16 protein-coding genes, 3 tRNA genes and 1 pseudogene are annotated in these 18816 nt (G+C 36.6%); 2 read left to right on the top strand and 18 right to left on the bottom strand.

Going from position 1 to position 18816, the window contains the following annotated elements; all coding sequences use genetic code 11:
• Positions 1 to 139 precede the first annotated feature (139 nt).
• From V4P54_RS02335 to V4P54_RS02255, 17 genes are all read right to left on the bottom strand, one after another.
• Positions 140 to 1816, bottom strand: coding sequence for a ribonuclease J (locus V4P54_RS02335; RefSeq protein ID WP_455477532.1), 1677 nt, complete (start codon positions 1814 to 1816; stop codon positions 140 to 142).
• 72 nt (positions 1817 to 1888) lie between these two features.
• On the bottom strand, positions 1889 to 2677 hold the full coding sequence (locus V4P54_RS02330; RefSeq protein WP_455477531.1) for a biotin--[acetyl-CoA-carboxylase] ligase: 789 nt from the start codon (positions 2675 to 2677) through the stop codon (positions 1889 to 1891).
• Positions 2677 to 4131: an NADH-quinone oxidoreductase subunit NuoN gene (gene nuoN, locus V4P54_RS02325; RefSeq protein WP_455477530.1), complete on the bottom strand. Its 1455-nt coding sequence runs from the start codon at positions 4129 to 4131 to the stop codon at positions 2677 to 2679. Before nuoN ends, V4P54_RS02330 begins: the two co-directional genes overlap by 1 nt.
• Positions 4132 to 4148: 17 nt before the next feature.
• Positions 4149 to 5618 carry an NADH-quinone oxidoreductase subunit M gene (locus V4P54_RS02320; RefSeq protein ID WP_455477529.1) on the bottom strand — a complete coding sequence of 490 codons (1470 nt, stop codon included), beginning with the start codon at positions 5616 to 5618 and terminating at the stop codon, positions 4149 to 4151.
• A complete protein-coding gene (gene nuoL, locus V4P54_RS02315) occupies positions 5618 to 7582 on the bottom strand; it encodes an NADH-quinone oxidoreductase subunit L (RefSeq protein ID WP_455477664.1) in 1965 nt (654 codons plus the stop codon). The genes V4P54_RS02320 and nuoL overlap by 1 nt, the downstream gene beginning before the upstream one ends.
• Positions 7583 to 7588: 6 nt before the next feature.
• A complete protein-coding gene (gene nuoK / locus V4P54_RS02310; protein ID WP_455477528.1) occupies positions 7589 to 7897 on the bottom strand; it encodes an NADH-quinone oxidoreductase subunit NuoK in 309 nt (102 codons plus the stop codon).
• A gap of 12 nt (positions 7898 to 7909) precedes the next feature.
• Positions 7910 to 8530: an NADH-quinone oxidoreductase subunit J gene (locus tag V4P54_RS02305; protein WP_455477527.1), complete on the bottom strand. Its 621-nt coding sequence runs from the start codon at positions 8528 to 8530 to the stop codon at positions 7910 to 7912.
• A gap of 72 nt (positions 8531 to 8602) precedes the next feature.
• Positions 8603 to 9094, bottom strand: coding sequence for an NADH-quinone oxidoreductase subunit NuoI (nuoI, locus tag V4P54_RS02300; protein WP_455477526.1), 492 nt, complete (start codon positions 9092 to 9094; stop codon positions 8603 to 8605).
• Positions 9095 to 9109: 15 nt separating this feature from the next.
• Positions 9110 to 10156 carry an NADH-quinone oxidoreductase subunit NuoH gene (gene nuoH / locus V4P54_RS02295; RefSeq protein WP_455477525.1) on the bottom strand — a complete coding sequence of 349 codons (1047 nt, stop codon included), beginning with the start codon at positions 10154 to 10156 and terminating at the stop codon, positions 9110 to 9112.
• Between the two features lie 16 nt (positions 10157 to 10172).
• A complete protein-coding gene (gene nuoG, locus V4P54_RS02290; protein ID WP_455477663.1) occupies positions 10173 to 12245 on the bottom strand; it encodes an NADH-quinone oxidoreductase subunit NuoG in 2073 nt (690 codons plus the stop codon).
• 60 nt (positions 12246 to 12305) lie between these two features.
• On the bottom strand, positions 12306 to 13613 hold the full coding sequence (gene nuoF / locus V4P54_RS02285; RefSeq protein WP_455477524.1) for an NADH-quinone oxidoreductase subunit NuoF: 1308 nt from the start codon (positions 13611 to 13613) through the stop codon (positions 12306 to 12308).
• A 150-nt stretch (positions 13614 to 13763) separates the two neighbouring features.
• On the bottom strand, positions 13764 to 14423 hold the full coding sequence (nuoE, locus tag V4P54_RS02280) for an NADH-quinone oxidoreductase subunit NuoE (protein WP_455477523.1): 660 nt from the start codon (positions 14421 to 14423) through the stop codon (positions 13764 to 13766).
• Positions 14423 to 15613 (bottom strand): NADH-quinone oxidoreductase subunit D, encoded by a 1191-nt coding sequence (locus V4P54_RS02275; protein ID WP_455477522.1) that lies wholly within the window; start codon positions 15611 to 15613, stop codon positions 14423 to 14425. The genes nuoE and V4P54_RS02275 overlap by 1 nt, the downstream gene beginning before the upstream one ends.
• Positions 15614 to 15711: 98 nt before the next feature.
• Positions 15712 to 16320 carry an NADH-quinone oxidoreductase subunit C gene (locus V4P54_RS02270; protein WP_455477521.1) on the bottom strand — a complete coding sequence of 203 codons (609 nt, stop codon included), beginning with the start codon at positions 16318 to 16320 and terminating at the stop codon, positions 15712 to 15714.
• Between the two features lie 12 nt (positions 16321 to 16332).
• On the bottom strand, positions 16333 to 16914 hold the full coding sequence (locus V4P54_RS02265; protein ID WP_455477520.1) for a NuoB/complex I 20 kDa subunit family protein: 582 nt from the start codon (positions 16912 to 16914) through the stop codon (positions 16333 to 16335).
• A complete protein-coding gene (locus tag V4P54_RS02260) occupies positions 16905 to 17270 on the bottom strand; it encodes an NADH-quinone oxidoreductase subunit A (RefSeq protein ID WP_455477519.1) in 366 nt (121 codons plus the stop codon). Before V4P54_RS02260 ends, V4P54_RS02265 begins: the two co-directional genes overlap by 10 nt.
• 263 nt (positions 17271 to 17533) lie before the next feature.
• Positions 17534 to 17610 (bottom strand) — tRNA-Asp (locus tag V4P54_RS02255).
• A gap of 226 nt (positions 17611 to 17836) precedes the next feature.
• Here V4P54_RS02255 and V4P54_RS02250 point away from each other — a divergent pair.
• Together V4P54_RS02250 and V4P54_RS02245 are read left to right on the top strand one after the other, a co-directional pair.
• A tRNA-Val gene (locus tag V4P54_RS02250) sits at positions 17837 to 17912 on the top strand.
• 152 nt (positions 17913 to 18064) lie between these two features.
• Positions 18065 to 18154 (top strand) — tRNA-Ser (locus V4P54_RS02245).
• 155 nt (positions 18155 to 18309) lie between these two features.
• Here V4P54_RS02245 and V4P54_RS02240 read toward each other — a convergent pair.
• Positions 18310 to 18798 (bottom strand): annotated as a pseudogene (locus V4P54_RS02240) (DUF721 domain-containing protein); the annotation flags it as partial.
• Positions 18799 to 18816: the final 18 nt, after the last annotated feature.

Below are 18816 nucleotides of genomic sequence, written 5' to 3'. Positions count from 1 at the left end.
TGCAAACACAAGGATCATATTGTTTTTAAAATTATATGCTATATTTTTTACTTCATTCAGTTTATGTGGTGAAAATTATACAACAATTCTTTAACCATTTTTTTTAATTAAGAAGAAATGAAACAATATCAAAATTATTTTATTTTGATCGATGCAAAAAAACTGTACAGATAGGCTTTTTTCGCCAAATTTCATTAACAGATGCTCTCACTGCGCGATGAATTGCTTTCTGAATAATTTCGTCATTTTTCCTTTTAGAACGTGGAATATTATTAATAGTATCTTCTATAATATTTAAAAGAATATTTTTAAAATTTTCTCCGTTTTCGTCTTTTTTGGGCAAACCAAGTGTAGACAAACAAATATTACCTAAAAGATCGTGTTTCGTGTTCATATGAATAGAAATAACAATATGACCAGCATAACTTAATTTACGACGTTCACGAATCCCTAATTCATCTTCATTGCCGATGAGAAAACCATCTTTGTAAATACGTCCAACAGGAACTTGATCAATAATTTTTACTGGCTCTGGTGCTAGACGCAATATATTGCCATTTCTAATTTCAGAAACAATTTGAATACCAGCCTGACGTGCTAGCTCTGCTTGAGCAGACAAATGAATTGCTTCACCATGTACAGGAACGAGTATTTTTGGTTTTACCCAATCATACATCTGTAAAAGTTCTGAACGGTAAGGATGTCCTGAAACATGAACAAGAGCATCTTCGTTCATAATCGTCTTAATTCCCAAATCTACAAAATTATTTTGTATATTGATAATAGCTTTCTCATTTCCTGGAATATTTCGCGAAGAATAAATAATTATATCACCAGAAGAAAGTGAAATATTTTTCATTTTATTTTGTGATAATTTAGCTAAAGCAGCAGATGGTTCACCTTGACTACCTGTCACGATTAAAACAATATTTTTTCTTGGAATATAAGCGTAATCATCTTCTGTAATAAATGGTGCTAAACCATCCATATAACCAAGTTCTTGTGCAATAATAAAGCTTCTCTTGAGAGAACGGCCAACGATAAGAACTTTGCGTTCAACAGATTCAGCTGCTAGAGCGATTGAGCGTATTCTACCCACATTGGATGCAAAAGTTGCAATTGCAACCCTTCCTTCAGCTTTTGAAAAAATTTTAACAAAACTTTCCTGAATTTTTTGTTCTGATGGTGATATATTGTCCCTACATGCATTGGTAGAATCACAAAGCAGTGCTAAAATACCCTTCTTCCCTAAAGCGCGAAATCTTTTTTCGTCCGTTATAGTTCCAAGTGAAGGTGTATGATCGATTTTCCAGTCACCAGTGTGAATTACGGTTCCTAAAGATGTTGTAATTGCCAAAGATACGGCTTCTGGAATAGAGTGATTTACAGCAATGGCCTCAATACCAAAGCAACCAATTTGAAAATTATTTCCAGATTGAAAAATATTTAGTGGAATTTTATGATATCTAAAATATGATTGTCTTTTACTTTCTAACAGCCCTGCTGTAAAAGGGGTGCAGTAAATTGGAATTTTAATCTTTGGCCATAAATCAAGAACAGCACCATAATGATCTTCGTGAGCATGTGTTAAAACAAGACCTCTGATATTATGTTTTTCACCTTCCAAAAAACGAATATCTGGCAAAATAAGATCTGTTCCTGGTAATTCAGATCCAGAAAAACTGACACCCATATCAACAAGCAACCATTCATAAAGACCTTTGTGACCAAATCCATAAGCAGCCAGATTCATCCCTATTTCCCCTACACCTCCTAAAGGTAAAAAAACAAATTCATTCTCGTTGGCTGCAACCATAAGTATCTCCCAAATCACTAAGATAATCTATAATCTTATGATAAAATTAAATTTTAAAATTAATAATGATATCTATTCAGATGTAGAAAAATAAGCGTCTCCAGCAGTTATGAACTCTTGCTGACCATTTTTTTGTTTTACAATGCAATTAAAATTGTAATCAAGACCATCAAAAATACCTTCAATGACTTTATTATCATTAACTATTTTAACATTTTTTCCGATATGAGCAGAATATAAAAGCCATTTTTTACGAACTTTTTCACAACCTCCCGGTTGTTTCCAAAGGAGATAATTTTTTGCAAAACATTCAGTTAAAACTGTAAACAACTGTTCTGCATTAATATTCAAACCAATGTTTTTTAAACTTGAAGTTGGATATGGAGCTTCTTCATAGTGATGTTTTACATTTATACCAATGCCAATGATCAATGCGTTTTGTTGTGGTGTTAACTTAAAACTTTCAAGTAAAATCCCGGCACTTTTTGCTCCACTCAAAAGAATATCATTTGGCCATTTTAACTTAACAATATTGTCTATTTTTTCTTCATCTTTAATAAATTTTCTTATTGTTTCTACAACACTTACTCCAGAAACAAATCCGAGCTGAAAAGAAGTTTGATGGATAATATCATCTATTAATAAAAGACTGGAATAAAGATTTCCTTTCGGACTATGCCACATTCGTCCTCTTCTTGCTATTCCGTGAAATTGCTTTTGTGCAACAATCCAAAGATAACCAAGACGACCAGCAAATGCTCTTCTCTGAGCAACAAGATTTGTTGAATCAACATTTTCATAAAATTCAACGTTGTATCCTTGTTTTTGTGCAAAATTTGATAAAATATAAGCCATATTCATTAAAATAATACTGTAGCCGCTTTTTCTGCTAACTCAGCAAACCAAATTCCAAAAAATGTATAAAATAAAATAAACAAGACAGAAAAGCTAAGACAAAACTGAAGCTCACTTGATAAACTGACAAGACAAACCTTTGTATCGTCAAACCACATTATTTTAACAATTCTCAAATAATAAAAAGCTCCAACAACAGATGCCACCATACCAATAACAGCGAGAGGAGTAAGACCAGCATGAACAGCTGCAGAAAATGTATACCATTTACCAAAAAAACCAGCCATAGGTGGAATACTTGCTAAAGAAAAAAGCTGTATTGTCATCAAAACAGCCATAAACGGATTAGTTTTTGCTAATCCTGAAAGATCGTATATATTTTCAACATTTTCATTACTAGATCGCATTCCAAGAATAAAAGCAAATGAACCAAGTGTCATAGCAAGATAAATAGTCATGTAAAGAATAACCCCCTTTATTCCAAGGACATCTCCAGCCGCTAAACCAACAAGGGCATATCCCACGTGACCAATTGACGAATAAGCCATTAAACGTTTAATATTACTTTGCCCAATTGCAGCAAATGCTCCAAGTACCATGGATGCAATCGCCATAAATACTAAAATTTGTTGCCATGCAGGCATGGGGCCATCAGAACTATCTAGTGGAATGAATGCATAAATAACAATACGAATAATTAATGCCATTGCAGCAATTTTAGGAGCACCAGCAAAAAACGCCGTAATTGGTGTTGGTGCTCCTTCATAAACATCAGGTGTCCACATGTGAAATGGAACTGCAGAAATTTTGAAAGCTAAGCCAGCCAAAACAAAGACAATTCCGAAAACAACACCTAATTGTAAATTTTCACCTTTTAAAGAAAGAGCAATTTCACGAAAACCAATTTGGCCAGTAAAACCGTAAAGCAAAGAAATTCCATAAAGCAATAATCCTGAAGATAATGCTCCTAAGACAAAATATTTTATCCCTGCTTCAGAAGATTTTACGTTATTACGATTAATTGCAGCTAAAACATATAAAGCTAGAGACTGCAACTCCAATCCTAAATAAAGTGACAGCATATTTCCAGCTGAAATCATAAACATCATGCCAAGAGTTGCCAAAAGGACCAACACTGGAAATTCAAATATGTCAAATTTTTGAGAACAGGTAAAACCAACAGACATAATAAGAGAAAAAAGCGCACCAATAAGAGTCAAAATTTTCATATATCGACTAAAGGAATCAATGATAAGAGCGTTTGTTTGAAATAAACCAACATTGGGAAAAACAATAATAATAACAATCGTTGCAACAAGGAGAGCAATTGATAAACCAGTTACAGTTAAATATGAACTGGAATCAGAATAAACACCTATTAAAAGTAATGTTATTGCTCCAAGTGCTATTAAAATTTCTGGAAAAATTAGTACTAATTGAGATACTATTTCTGTTTGCATAAACATTCTTCTCTTATCTAGTGTAATTTATTGATAAGGGTTTTTACGGACAATGTCGTCGTTTTAAGAATAGGAGTCGGATAGACGCCAAAAAATATTGTAAGAATAACCATTGGATAAAGAAGAAATTTCTCTCTTAAAGAAAGATCCACAAGTACCTTTAAACTTTCTTTATCTAAAGATCCAAACATTACACGACGGTAAAGATAGAGTGCGTAGGCAGCTGATAAAATAACACCAGAAGTAGCAAAAGCTGCAACCAATTTATTAATTTGAAAAACACCTATTAAAGTTAAAAACTCTCCCAAAAAGCCTGAACTACCAGGTAAACCAATATTTGCCATAGTAAAAATCAAGAAAACAACAGCATATTTGGGCATATTATTCACTAAACCACCAAAATCTGAAATTTCACGTGTATGTAAACGATCATAAATAATACCAACACAAAGGAATAAAGCTGCTGAAACAATTCCATGCGATAGCATTTGATAAATTGCACCCTGAATCCCCTGTTCATTCGCAGTAAAAACTCCCATAGTCACATACCCCATATGTGCTATTGATGAATAAGCAATGAGTTTTTTTATATCACTTTGAACAAGAGCAACTAACGATGTGTAAATGATAGCAATAAGTGATAATGCAAAAACAAGAGGGGCAAAATCAGCCGAAGCAATAGGAAACATTGGTAAAGAAAAACGAAGGAAACCATAACCGCCTAATTTCAGCAATACGCCAGCTAAAATAACAGAACCAGCTGTTGGAGCTTCTACATGAGCGTCAGGCAACCATGTATGAACTGGCCACATCGGCATTTTTACAGCAAAAGAGGCAAAAAAAGCAAACCATAACCATGTTTGCATATGAGTTGGAAACTGGTACGTAAGCAACGTAGGAATATCAAGTGTTCCAGTTTCCCAATACATAACCATAATAGCAACAAGCATAAGAACTGAACCAAGTAAAGTGTATAAAAAAAACTTCATGCTTGCATAAACACGACGTGCCCCACCCCAAACACCAATGATAATAAACATAGGAATGAGACTTCCTTCAAAAAAGACATAAAATAAAACCGCATCAAGAGAACAAAAAACCCCAATAATTGCAATTTCAAGAAGTAAAAAAGCAATCATATAAGCTTTTAATCTGTCTTGAATGATTTTCCAGCTTGCTAAAATACAGAAAGGTAAAAGAAAAGCTGAAAGAACTACAAAAAGAATAGAAATCCCATCAACACCCATATGGTAACAAACACCACTGCCTAGCCAACTAAATTTCTCTACCATTTGAAAATTAGGATCTGTATTATCAAATCCTACCCAAATTACTAAAGAGATAATAAAAACAAATACGCTCGTAAAAAACGCTACATTACGTATATTGCGCCTTGCTTCTTTGCCGTCGTCTTTGATTAACAATAGCAAGACTACACCAACAAGTGGCAAAAATGTAACTGTAGAAAGAATGGGCCAATCGGTCATTAGTGTAAACCTCCAATCATCATCCATGTGATTAATGCGGCAACACCTATAAGCATCGCGAATGCATAGTGATAAAGATAGCCTGTCTGCATTCGGATAACTCTGTTTGTAATATCAATGACCCGAGCGGCGATACCATTAGGTCCAAAACCATCGATAATCTTACAATCACCTACTTTCCAAAAAAAACAGCCAATTTTAAGAGATGAACGAACAAACAGAACATTATATAACTCATCAAAATACCATTTATGACAAAGAAAACGATATATCGAAGGCATCAATTTAGCCATTTTTTTTGGAATTGAAGGAACAGAAACATAAAATAAATGTGCTAATATAAATCCCAAAACCATCACAATAAACGGTGACCATTTAACCCAATTAGGAACCTTGTGCGCTTCATGAAGAATATGGTTATTGCTTCCTGTAAATAGAGCATCTTTCCAAAATACATCATATAAATCACCAAAAAAATAGGGTTGAAAAATCACACCAGCAAATAACGCTCCTATGGACAAAACAAACAATGGAATCAGCATAATTGGGCCTGATTCATGAACATGATGCATAACATCAACGGTTGCACGTGATTTGCCGTGAAATGTCATAAACACAAGACGCCATGAATAAAAACTCGTTAATAAAGCAGAAACAACAAGAAGCCAAAATGCATATCCTGAAGCAATATTATGCGATGCAAAAGTAGTTTCTATGATAGCATCTTTAGAAAAAAAACCAGATGTGCCCAAAAGAGTTCCTGGAATCCCAACCCCTGTTAACGCAATAGTTCCAACTATCATCATCCAATAAGTTATTTTTATATGCTTGCGTAATCCTCCCATTTTTCGCATATCCTGTTCTTCTGATACAGCATGAATTACAGAACCCGCACCAAGAAATAACAAGGCTTTAAAAAAAGCATGAGTAAAAAGATGGAAAATAGCCGCTCCATAAGCTCCAACACCAAGTGCAACAAACATATAACCAAGCTGTGAGCAAGTAGAATAGGCAATAACACGTTTAATATCATTTTGTACTAATCCTACAGTTGCAGCAAAAAATGCTGTTGTTGCTCCAATAGCAATAATTACTGTTAAAGCAGTTGAAGAAAGTTCAAAAATTGGAGACATCCGAGCAACCATAAAAACACCAGCTGTTACCATAGTCGCTGCATGAATGAGTGCTGACACAGGTGTTGGCCCTTCCATTGCATCTGGAAGCCATGTGTGCAAAAAAAATTGCGCTGATTTGCCCATAGCGCCAATAAATAATAAAAGACATGTAATAGTAACTGCCATTTGTTGACTAAGGTGACAGCCTAAAAATGTTATATTCTCTACAAAATCACCATTTTTAGCTTTTTCAAAAATAGAAGAAAAATTGACAGATTGAAATAAGATGAAAAGGGAAAAAATTCCTAAAAGAAAACCAAAATCTCCAACACGATTAACCACAAAAGCCTTCATTGCCGCTTTATTAGCAGAGTTTTTTTGAAACCAAAAACCAATTAACAGATAAGAAGCAAGACCAACACCTTCCCATCCAAAAAACATCTGAATTAAATTATTGGCTGTAACCAACATCAGCATCATAAATGTAAACAAAGAAAGATAGGAAAAAAATCGAGGACGAGAAGAATCATGATGCATATAACCAACTGAGTAAATATGAACTAATGCTGAAACATTATTTACTACAACAAGCATAATAGCTGTTAGTGTATCAATACGAAATGCCCAGTCAAAGCGCAAATCGCCAATAGTAACCCAGTGTAATATCGACGTATCAACCACTTGATTATGACCAATAGCAATATTTAAAAAAGCAACCCAAGACAATGCAGCTGTAACAACCATAAAGCTACACGTAATTAATTCACTAGAGCGAGCCCCTATAGTTTTTCCACAGATAGAAACGATTAAAAAACCCAAAAGTGGAAGAACGACGATTGCATAATACATCATCCATCAGCCCTTCATCATATTGACATCTTCAATCGCAATAGAACCACGATTACGGAAAAAAACAACAAGAATTGCTAGACCAATTGCAGCCTCAGCAGCAGCTACAGTTAGAATAAACAAAGCAAATATCTGGCCAATGAGATCATGAAGAAGTGTTGAAAATGCAATAAAATTAAGATTAACTGAGAGCAATATAAGCTCTATTGACATAAAAATAGTAATCACATTCTTTTTATTAAGAAAAATGCCAAAAATACCTATTGTAAATATCGCGGCAGAAACAGTTAGATAATGAGCAATACCTATATGCATAGCGCTTCCCTTTTAAATACCTTTTCCTGATTCAACTTTTTTGATTTCAATAGAATTTTCTATTGTTCTAGAAACTTGCACTGCAATAGACTGTCGTTTAACACCTAATTTATGACGAAGTGTTAAAACAATAGCACCAATCATTGCAACCAGTAAAATAATTCCAACAACATGAAAATAAAAAATATAATCCGTATACAGAACATCCCCAAGTGCCTGTGTGTTTGTTCGCTGTAATAAATCTGGCATTGGTTGCGTAACGTTCATTTTTAAAGAAGGATAAAAGTAGTTACTCAAAAAAACAATAATAAGCTCAACAGCAATGACAAAACCAACTGCAGAACCAATTGGAACATACCGTAGCGCTCCACTTTTCAATTCAACAAAATCAACATCAAGCATCATAACAACAAATAAAAATAAAACTGCTACGGCACCGACATATACTACAAGTAAAATAAGCCCTAAAAATTCTGCTCCAGCAAGCAAAAACAAAGCAGCAGCATTAAAAAATGCCAATATTAAAAATAAAACTGAATGCACCGGATTCCGTGCAGCAACAACAATAAACGCACTAACAAGCATAATGAATGAAAATAAATAAAAAAACACTGCTGCTAAATCTGTTAGCACGGACTTCTCCTTAAATTAACAAAACAACAATTTATCGGTAAAGATTATTCGACCACTCATCTAACTATACACTTAACGATAAGGCGCATCCATAAATATATTTCGAGCAATTTCTCGCTCCCAACGATCTCCATTCATTAAAAGCTTTTCTTTATCATAATAAAGCTCTTCACGTGTTTCTGTCGCAAATTCAAAATTTGGCCCCTCTACGATAGCTTCAACAGGACAGGCCTCTTGACAAAAACCACAATAAATACACTTAACCATATCAATGTCATACCGAACAGTTCTACGAGTACCGTCATTGCGCCGTGGCTCAGCTTCAATTGTAATAGCTTGAGCTGGACAAATTGCTTCACACAATTTACATGCAATACACCTTTCTTCACCATTTGGATAGCGGCGCAAGGCATGTTCACCACGAAAACGTTGAGAAACAAAACCTTTTTCATAAGGATAATTAATTGTTGGTTTTGGTGAAAAAAACTGACGCATTGCTAAGAAAAAAGCACTCACAAATTCCAACAAAAGGAGTGATTTTGCAGCCTGAACAAGACCTGACACGATAAAAATCTCCTCTTAAGCGAAACCCGCAAACTTTAAAAAAGAAGCGGTCATGATAACCATTGCCAATGAAATAGGAAGAAAGACCTTCCAGCCAAGCCGCATTAGCTGATCATAGCGATACCGTGGAACAAATGCTTTAACCATAGCAAACCAAAAAAATACAAAACAAACTTTCAAAATAAACCAAACTACACCGGGTATCCAATTAAGCCACCAAACATCTAACGGAGGCAACCACCCCCCCAAAAAGAGAATTGTTGTTAACGCACACATTAAAACGATAGCAACATATTCACCAAGAAAAAAAAGCATATAAGGAGTTGAAGAATACTCAACCATATGACCAGCAACAAGCTCAGACTCAGCTTCAACTAAATCAAAAGGAGGACGATTTGTTTCTGCAAGCGCAGAAATAAAAAATATAATAAACATTGGAAATAAAATTAGCCAATTCCAATCAAAAAAACTACTAAAAGGAATTCCCAAAGCTATACCAATCCCGTTATTTTGTTTATGAACAATTTCTGTAAGATCCAATGAGCCACTTACTAAAATTACAGTTACGAGGACAAACCCTATTGAAACTTCATAAGAAACCATCTGCGCAGCTGAACGAAGGGCTCCTAAGAAGGGATATTTTGAATTTGATGCCCACCCTCCCATTATGACACCATAAACCTCGAGAGAAGAAATTGCCAAAATATAAAGTAAACCAACATTAATATTTGCAACAGCCCAACCCTCATTAACGGGGATAACTGCCCAAGTTGATAATGCGAGCGTAGCAGAAACAAAAGGAGCCAAAAGAAAAACGCCCTTATTGGCACCAGAAGGAATAATAGGCTCCTTAAAAGCAAATTTAATTAAATCTGCAAAAGATTGCAATAACCCCCATGGTCCTACTACATTTGGACCACGGCGTAACTGCACGGCTGCCCAAATTTTTCTATCTGCATAAAGAAGGTAAGCAACTAATATTAGAAGAATAACCAAAAGGAGAAGCGTTTTTCCAACTATGATGAGTAATGGTAATAACCATGTCATAAAAAAATCATACATAATTATTCCTTTTTCTCTACTTTACAGTTTGCGTGGAACGGCTATTTGCAAGAGATGAACACTGAGCCATAACTGCAGAAGCACGTGCTATAGGATTTGTCAAATAAAAGTCTTTAATCACAGAAGAAAATGCTTGTGTTTCCAAAGCAACCACCTGCGACCCAAGCGCTTTAAGATCACTCAAGCCATTAGAAGGTGCTATATCATCAATAGCACAAAGATGAGGATAATCATTAAATAAATTACGTCTTAATTGAGAAAGAGAATCAAAGGGAAGCTTTCGTTCTAAAATATTGGATAAGGCGCGTAAAATCGCCCAATCTTCCTTTGCTTCACCTGGAGCAAATCCTGCCCTGTTTGTCATTTGGACACGCCCTTCTGTATTTACATAAAGACCAGATTTTTCAGTATAAGCTGATGCTGGTAAAATAACACTAGCAGCATGAGCACCGCAATCACCATGACTTCCAATATAAATTATAAAAGCATTTTTATTAGTTAATTCTACTTCATCAGCACCAAGTAAAAACAAAACATCACAATTTTTAATAATATTTGCAGCACCAATCTTAGAAGTAAAAGCGATATCCAACCCCCCAACAACTGATGCCGCACTATGCAGAATACCAAAACCATTCCACTCTTCACTAAGAGCTCCAACATCATCAGACAATTTTGCGAGATTTCTCAAAACGGACAAACCTTCTTTTCCTGAAATAGCGCCTTCCCCCACAAGAATAAGTGGTCTTTTAGATTTTTTTAATACATTCAAAAATTTATCTTCACCACGAAAAAGAGCACTTAGCGCATCAGTACCAGTCCCGAGATGAGAATAAGGATAACGTAAATCGACTTTTTCCCCAATTAATGCGATTGGAAATTGTCCCATTCGTTGACGCTTTAAAATACGTGCATTTAAAACAGAAGCTTCATAACGAGGATTAGATCCGACAATAAGTAATGAATCAGCCTTTTCAATTCCTGCAATTGTTGGATTAAAAATATAACTCGAACGCCCTAATTCAGGAGATAAAGCTATTCCTCTTTGACGACAATCAAAAAAATTTGATCCTAATGAAATCAGTAATTTTTTAAGCGCATACATTTCTTCAATGGATGAAAGATCTCCTGCAATTGCTCCTATTTTTTCTGGCAAAGTCTTTAAAATAACAGTTTTAATTTCTTCAAAGGCTTCTGTCCAACTTGCTGGTTGAAGTTTTCCATTTTTGCGAATATATGGCTTATCAAGACGTTGCGTACGCAACCCATCCCAAATAAAACGCGCCTTATCAGAAATCCATTCTTCGTTTATGTCTTCATTTGTTCGCGGCATAATCCGCATAACTTCACGTCCACGAGTGTCAATCCGGATAGCACTACCGATTGCATCCATTACATCAATTGACTCTGTTTTCACTAATTCCCACGGACGTGCATGAAATGCGTACGGCCTTGAAGTTAACGCCCCAACGGGACAAAGATCAATGACATTCCCCTGCAATTCAGATGTCATAGCTTTTTCAAGATACGTCGTAATTTCAGCATCTTCACCGCGACCTATTAAACCAAGATCAGAAACACCAGCTACTTCAGTCGTAAAACGAATGCAACGTGTACAGTGAATACATCTTGTCATAACAGTTTTTACAAGTGGTCCAATGTATTTATCTTCCACAGCACGTTTATCTTCCAAGTAACGAGAACAGTCACGTCCATAAAGCATTGCTTGATCTTGAAGATCGCATTCTCCCCCTTGGTCACACACAGGGCAATCCAAAGGATGATTAATGAGAAGAAATTCCATAACACCTTCACGCGCTTTTTTGACCATTGCAGTGTTGGTAAAAATTTCTGGAACTTCACCGTTAGGACCCAATCGTAAATCGCGAACTCCCATAGCACAAGAAGCTTGAGGTTTCGGAGGACCACCTTTAATCTCAACCAAACACATACGACAATTTCCAGCAATTGATAAAGTTTCGTGAAAACAAAAACGTGGTATTTCTGCTCCAGCAGCCTCAGCTGCCTGAAGCAACGTGTAATAATCAGGAACCTCTATTTCTTTACCATCAACCTTGATATTTATCATCATTCATCCAGCCTGCGGATAACTTAACCAAATTTTCTTTATTGTTTTTGTAGAAAACTTCTAATATGCTGTCTCTAAAATAATATTTCTACTTTGAACTGCATTTCGTGTGTAATCGTCAATTCTTTTCTCAATTTCCGAACGAAAATTACGTATCAATCCTTGTATAGGCCAAGCTGCAGCATCACCAAGCGCACAAATAGTATGCCCCTCAACCTGTTTAGAAATATCTAACAAAAGATCAATTTCACGTTTTTGCGCTCTTCCTTCAACCATACGTCCTAAAATACGCATCATCCAACCAGTACCTTCACGGCACGGCGTACACTGACCACAACTTTCATGTTTAAAAAAAGCTGCTATTCGCCAAATTGCTTTGATTATATCCGTTGATTTATCCATAACAATCATCCCTCCTGTACCAAAAGAAGATCCCACATCCCGCATTCCATCAAAATCCATAATCGCATTAACCATATCTTCAGCACGAACAACAGGGCAAGAAGCTCCTCCTGGAATAACGCCTAAAAGATTATTCCAACCGCCACGAATACCTCCAGCATGCTTTTCAATTAATTCACAAAAAGAAACTCCCAAAGCTTCTTCAAATGTACATGGTGTATTAACATGTCCGGAAACCATAAATAATTTTGTTCCAACGTTATTTGGGCGTCCAATTGATGAAAACCAAGAAGCTCCTCGGCGTAAAATCGTTGGAACAACAGCAATAGATTCCACATTATTTACTGTTGTTGGACAACCATAAATTCCCATATTTGCGGGGAATGGAGGTTTAAGCCGAGGCTGTCCTTTTTTTCCTTCAAGACTTTCAAGAAGAGCTGTCTCTTCACCACAAATATAAGCACCAGCACCATGATGAATAATAACATCACAAGCATGCCCATATTTTGTTTTCTTGCCAAGCAAACCCGCATCGTAACATTCATCAACAGCTGCTTGAAGCGCTTCACGTTCACGGATGTATTCACCACGAATATAAATAAACGCAACATTTGCCTTCATAGCAAAAGTGGCAATAACACATCCTTCAAGCAAAGTATGGGGATCATTTCGTAAAATATCACGATCTTTACACGTTCCTGGCTCTGATTCATCTGCATTCACAACCAAATAATGAGGACGACCATCACTTTGTTTTGGCATAAACGACCACTTCATTCCGGTTGGAAAACCTGCTCCACCACGACCACGCAAACCTGATGCCTTTACTTCATTAATAATCCAATCACTTCCTTTTTCGATGATTTCCTTGGTGCCATCCCAATGTCCACGCAACATTGCAGCTTTTAACGATTTATCCTTTAAACCATAAATATTGGTGAAAATGCGATCCTTATCAGTCAGCATACTCCACCCCTTTTTTTCTTGCCCGTAGCATTTTAGCATTTCCTCAAACGCAATTCTTAAATATTTCCTATACTTCTATTTTAAATTATTATGACAAACAAAATAACAGGCGCTGCTTCAAGAAAAATATTTCTAAGCCCCCATTTTTTATTACTCACTGCTCTTTTTTGAATATTTGAGGATTTTTTTCTTCGTTCCATCATCATCAAGCAAAGAAGTCAAACCACTAACTGGCTCTGATGATTTACGCCCATTTTGTGAACCAACCATTATCTCAGCACCTCTTCCAGATTCAAATGCATCAATAATTTCCTCAAGACGCTCCGCTGTAAGATCTTCATAAGTATCTTTAAAAATCATAACCATCGGAGCATTCACACAAGCACCAAGACACTCCACCTCTTCCCATGACAATGTTCCATCCTTATTAGTAATAAAAGGATCGTGATGGATTTTTTTCTTACAAACCTTAATCAGTTCATCTGATCCTCGTAACATACAAGGAGTTGTACCACAAACCTGAATATGCGCTCTCGTTCCAACCGGCCTGAGCTGAAATTGAGTATAAAAGGTCGCAATCTCCAAAACTCGTATATAAGCCATAGAAAGAAGATGAGCTATGTGTTCAATTGCAGCACGCGTTACCCAACCGTTTTGTTCTTGAGCACGCATTAACAACGGAATTACGGCCGACTGCTCACGACCTGCAGGATATTTTTTTATAGTACGCTGTGCCCACACCTGATTCTCTTTCGTAAAGGAAAATTCCGTAGGCTGATAAATATCTTCTGCAAGACGACGTACGGACATTAGCGATCAATCTCCCCAAAAACAATATCTATCGAACCTAAAATAGCTGTAGCATCCGCCAACATGTGACCTCGAGTCAAAAAATCCATTGCTTGAAGATGGGCAAACCCAGGAGCACGTAATTTTACACGGTAAGGCTTATTTGTTCCATCTGAAATAAGATACACACCAAACTCACCCTTGGGAGCCTCTACAGCAACATAAACTTCGCCAGGAGGAGTATGAAATCCCTCTGTATACAGCTTAAAATGATGAATAAGCGCTTCCATTGAACTCTTCATTTCACTTCGCTTTGGCGGAACAATTTTGCAATCTAAACACGAAACCGGCTCATTTCTTTCGGTACTGAGCAAACGATCTACACATTGACGCATAATTCTTGTGGATTGACGCATTTCTTCCATGCGAATGAGGTAACGATCATAGCAGTCACTGTTCTTCCCAATAGGAATATCAAACTCCATTTCATTGTAACACTCGTAAGGTTGACTTTTGCGCAAATCCCAAGGCACACCGGCTCCACGAATCATTACACCAGAAAAGCCACGCGCCCAAGCTTCATCAATACCTATCACGCCAATATCAACATTACGTTGTTTAAAAATACGATTTGGCGTTACAAGAGCATCGAGATTGCTAAGAGCAATAAGAAACGGATCAATAAAATTACCAATATCTTCAATTAAAGATTCAGGTAAATCTTGATGAACACCACCTGGACGAAAATAATTCGCGTGAAGACGAGCACCACATGCACGCTCATAAAAAATCATTAATTTTTCGCGTTGCTCGAATCCCCAAAGCGGAGGTGTTAAAGCGCCAACATCCATTGCTTGTGTCGTCACGTTAAGCAAATGATTAAGAATACGCCCAATTTCAGAAAATAAGACGCGTATCAACTGCCCTCGCTTAGGAACATCAACACCTAATAATTTTTCAATAGCAAGCACAAAAGCATGCTCTTGATTCATCGGAGCAACATAATCCAAACGATCAAGATAAGGTCCTGCTTGAAGGTAAGTTTTCGTTTCCATCAACTTTTCAGTGCCACGATGCAACAACCCTATGTGCGGATCTACACGCTCAACAACCTCGCCATCCAATTCCAAGACCATGCGCAAAACTCCATGCGCTGCAGGATGTTGCGGACCAAAATTGATATTAAAATTTCGAACATTAACTTCAGCCACAGCCAAGCCCTTGCTTTACTAAAATTAAAATAAATTTCACTATAAAATCGATTACATCAAAAAATAAACCTTAACACCACATTTTATCAGATGTAGCGTCATTTTTCATCACTTGCTTTCTCATCGCATGGAAGAACACATTTACCCCCTTCCCAAGGAGAAAGAAAATCAAAATCACGCATCTCCTGTCGTAAAACAACAGGCTCATAAACCACCCTTTTCACTTCATTATCATAACGACATTCAACAAACCCCGTTACAGGAAAATCTTTCCGCAAAGGATATCCTTCAAATCCATAATCGGTTAAAATACGTCTTAAATCTGGATGACCTGAAAATAAGATTCCATACATATCGTAAGCCTCACGCTCGTACCACTCTGCTCCAGGATAGATTGAGCATGCAGATGAAACAGGAGTGTGCTCATCAGTATGAATTTTAATACGTAACCGTAAATTATAGCGAGGAGATAGTAACTGATAAGAAACGTCAAAACGCTTATCGCGAGACGGGTAATCAACACCACTAATATCCGTAATGGCAATAAATTGACAACGAGAATCATCACGAACAAACATTAAAACATCTGTAATTGCATCAAGACGCGAAACAACAGTCAATTCGCCAAATGCAAGAACTGTCTCTTCAATCTTATTTCCTAATTTATTTTTCAAATAAGCAGCAAGTTCGATTAACAATTCACTCATTACAAAAACCTTTTACCGCTCTAAAGACCCAGTACGACGTATCTTTTTTTGCAGCAGTAATATGCCATACAACAATGCCTCTGCTGATGGAGGACATCCTGGGACATAAATGTCTACAGGAACGATGCGATCACATCCACGAACCACTGAATAAGAATAGTGATAGTACCCACCACCATTTGCACATGACCCCATGGAAATTACGTAACGTGGCTCAGGCATCTGGTCATAAACCTTCCTCAAAGCAGGTGCCATCTTATTTGTTAAAGTACCCGCCACAACCATCACATCCGATTGACGAGGTGAAGCACGTGGCGCATACCCGAAACGTTCATTATCATAATGAGGCATTGAGCACTGTATCATTTCGACAGCGCAGCAAGCCAAACCAAAACTCATCCACATTAAAGAACCTGTACGTGCCCAAGTAATTAAAGCATTAGCCGACGTGACCAAAAATCCCTTGTCTGATAATTCAGCGTTAACATCACGAAAAAAATCATCATCAGAACCTATTAACTTACCTGTATTGGGATCAATAATCCCTTTCGGTTTCGAAGAAACAATCGTTGTGTTACCAAAAATTAATCCCATTCGAGTGCTCCCTTCTTCCACTCGTATATAAACCCAACCGTCAAAAATGCTAAAAATACAAACATAGACCAAAACCCAAATGTACCAATCGCGTTAAATGAAACTGCCCAAGGGAAAAGAAAAGCGACCTCAAGATCAAAAATAATAAATAAAATAGAAACCAGATAAAACCGAACATCAAACTTCATACGAGCATCATCAAAAGAGTTAAATCCACATTCATAGGCTGATAATTTTTCAGGATCGGGAGAACGATAAGCTACAACGTAAGGCACAATCAATAAAACTCCAGCAATAACAGCTGAAATAATCATAAAAATTAATATCGGCAAATAAGAGCTTAACAAATGAGTCATGATCCTCTTCCGCTTCAATATGGTGTTTGAATTAACCCAACCACCCAATATTGTCCAGACTTAATAAACAAATATAGGATAGCTTCTTCTTAAATTTCACCTGTACAGCTTAAAGGGCATGCCATGTGGTATTTTTATTGGATAGGTACAGCAGAGAAAAAAAAGACGCAAGCCCCCATTCATAGAAATCATATGAAAACAGGAAATTTAACCTAAAAAAGCTAACATCATAACCATACATCACATTAGGAAAAAAATCAAAATGGCGCGAGTGACGGGGCTCGAACCCGCGACCTCCGGCGTGACAGGCCAGCACTCTAACCAACTGAGCTACACCCGCGCATCTCTCTCGACCTAATCCGAACCAATTCGCAATTAGCATAAGCGGTCGTGTAAGAGGTTCATTCATTTCTGTCAAGCAAACTTATGCATTTTTATAAAAAAAATCAAAATAAACAACAAAAAATAAACTTTATTATTAAAAATATCGATAAAGGATATCTTTCTTCTTGCGTAAAAAAAAAAAATTTTCTAAACATGGCGCGTTCAAACGTGCATTTTATGTCGGGCGATTAGCTCAGCTGGTAGAGCGCCTCGTTTACACCGAGGATGTCGGGAGTTCGAGTCTCTCATCGCCCACCATTTATTTTTTCATGTTAGTCTGTTAACTTCGCTTGGTTTGGGTGGACATGTGGTCTAGTGTGGTATAAATGGTGTTATTAGAGTGATACGATAGGTACTGTTCAAATAATTGATCTTTTACAGAAACGTTGTAGAAGAATATATTTAATTTTGGAGGGGTGGCCGAGCGGTTTAAGGCACCGGTCTTGAAAACCGGCGTTCAGGAGACTGTACCGTGGGTTCGAATCCCACCCCCTCCGCCACTAAATTTTTATATTCATATAATTTATTGATTCAATATATATTTTTTTTTAGGTTGTAGCTTGCCACATCGTTTTGCACCAATTCATTTTTTACAGATGTAACTTGTCATCTCGTCATCTTGAAGTTGTTGCTTTAAGCAGGTTGATATTTCGGTATTATTTTTTTCTGCAAAAATAGCACAACCAAATTCATAAAATGATTGGTACAGTTTTCTATTTGTAATCCCCTCAAGAATCTTTTTTACACATTGTTTATCCTCTTCAGTTGGCACTGGGGTTGTTGGTAAATAATCAGGAAAAGATATAGGTCTTTGTTCTATTTTTATACAATCGATAGCTATGCATCCAAAAAAGCCATTAATCTTATGAAGAAATTCATCTTTTTCATGAAGTAATTTCAATGCAGTAAATCCTTCACAAGCCACAACAAGTGTTGCTGGTTGAAAAGGATCACCAACATCAACTCGATGCTTCTAAATAATTTTTAATGGCATTGTGTGCTCACCAATATCGGATCCCACAATCTGTAACCAATGCTCCAGAGCTACATTGATCCCTGTGCGCTTACATAAAACTGGATCAAGCATTTTAGATGCAATTTCAAAAAGAGAATGAAAATGATGCTTTTGAAAGTGTTGTGCCATTTCTACTATTTTCTCGAT

This window comes from Bartonella sp. B41 (assembly GCF_053795765.1).
This window is presented reverse-complemented; position numbering and strand designations above follow the sequence as displayed.

Coding starts and splice junctions, on each gene's coding strand:
- V4P54_RS02335 (WP_455477532.1), bottom strand. CDS start 1,816: ATGGTTGCAGCCAACGAGAATGAATTTGTTTTTTTACCTTTAGGAGGT.
- V4P54_RS02330 (WP_455477531.1), bottom strand. CDS start 2,677: ATGAATATGGCTTATATTTTATCAAATTTTGCACAAAAACAAGGATAC.
- nuoN (WP_455477530.1), bottom strand. CDS start 4,131: ATGCAAACAGAAATAGTATCTCAATTAGTACTAATTTTTCCAGAAATT.
- V4P54_RS02320 (WP_455477529.1), bottom strand. CDS start 5,618: ATGACCGATTGGCCCATTCTTTCTACAGTTACATTTTTGCCACTTGTT.
- nuoL (WP_455477664.1), bottom strand. CDS start 7,582: ATGTATTATGCAATCGTCGTTCTTCCACTTTTGGGTTTTTTAATCGTT.
- nuoK (WP_455477528.1), bottom strand. CDS start 7,897: ATGCATATAGGTATTGCTCATTATCTAACTGTTTCTGCCGCGATATTT.
- nuoH (WP_455477525.1), bottom strand. CDS start 10,156: ATGTATGATTTTTTTATGACATGGTTATTACCATTACTCATCATAGTT.
- nuoG (WP_455477663.1), bottom strand. CDS start 12,245: ATGATAAATATCAAGGTTGATGGTAAAGAAATAGAGGTTCCTGATTAT.
- nuoF (WP_455477524.1), bottom strand. CDS start 13,613: ATGCTGACTGATAAGGATCGCATTTTCACCAATATTTATGGTTTAAAG.
- nuoE (WP_455477523.1), bottom strand. CDS start 14,423: ATGTCCGTACGTCGTCTTGCAGAAGATATTTATCAGCCTACGGAATTT.
- V4P54_RS02270 (WP_455477521.1), bottom strand. CDS start 16,320: ATGAGTGAATTGTTAATCGAACTTGCTGCTTATTTGAAAAATAAATTA.
- V4P54_RS02265 (WP_455477520.1), bottom strand. CDS start 16,914: ATGGGATTAATTTTTGGTAACACAACGATTGTTTCTTCGAAACCGAAA.
- V4P54_RS02260 (WP_455477519.1), bottom strand. CDS start 17,270: ATGACTCATTTGTTAAGCTCTTATTTGCCGATATTAATTTTTATGATT.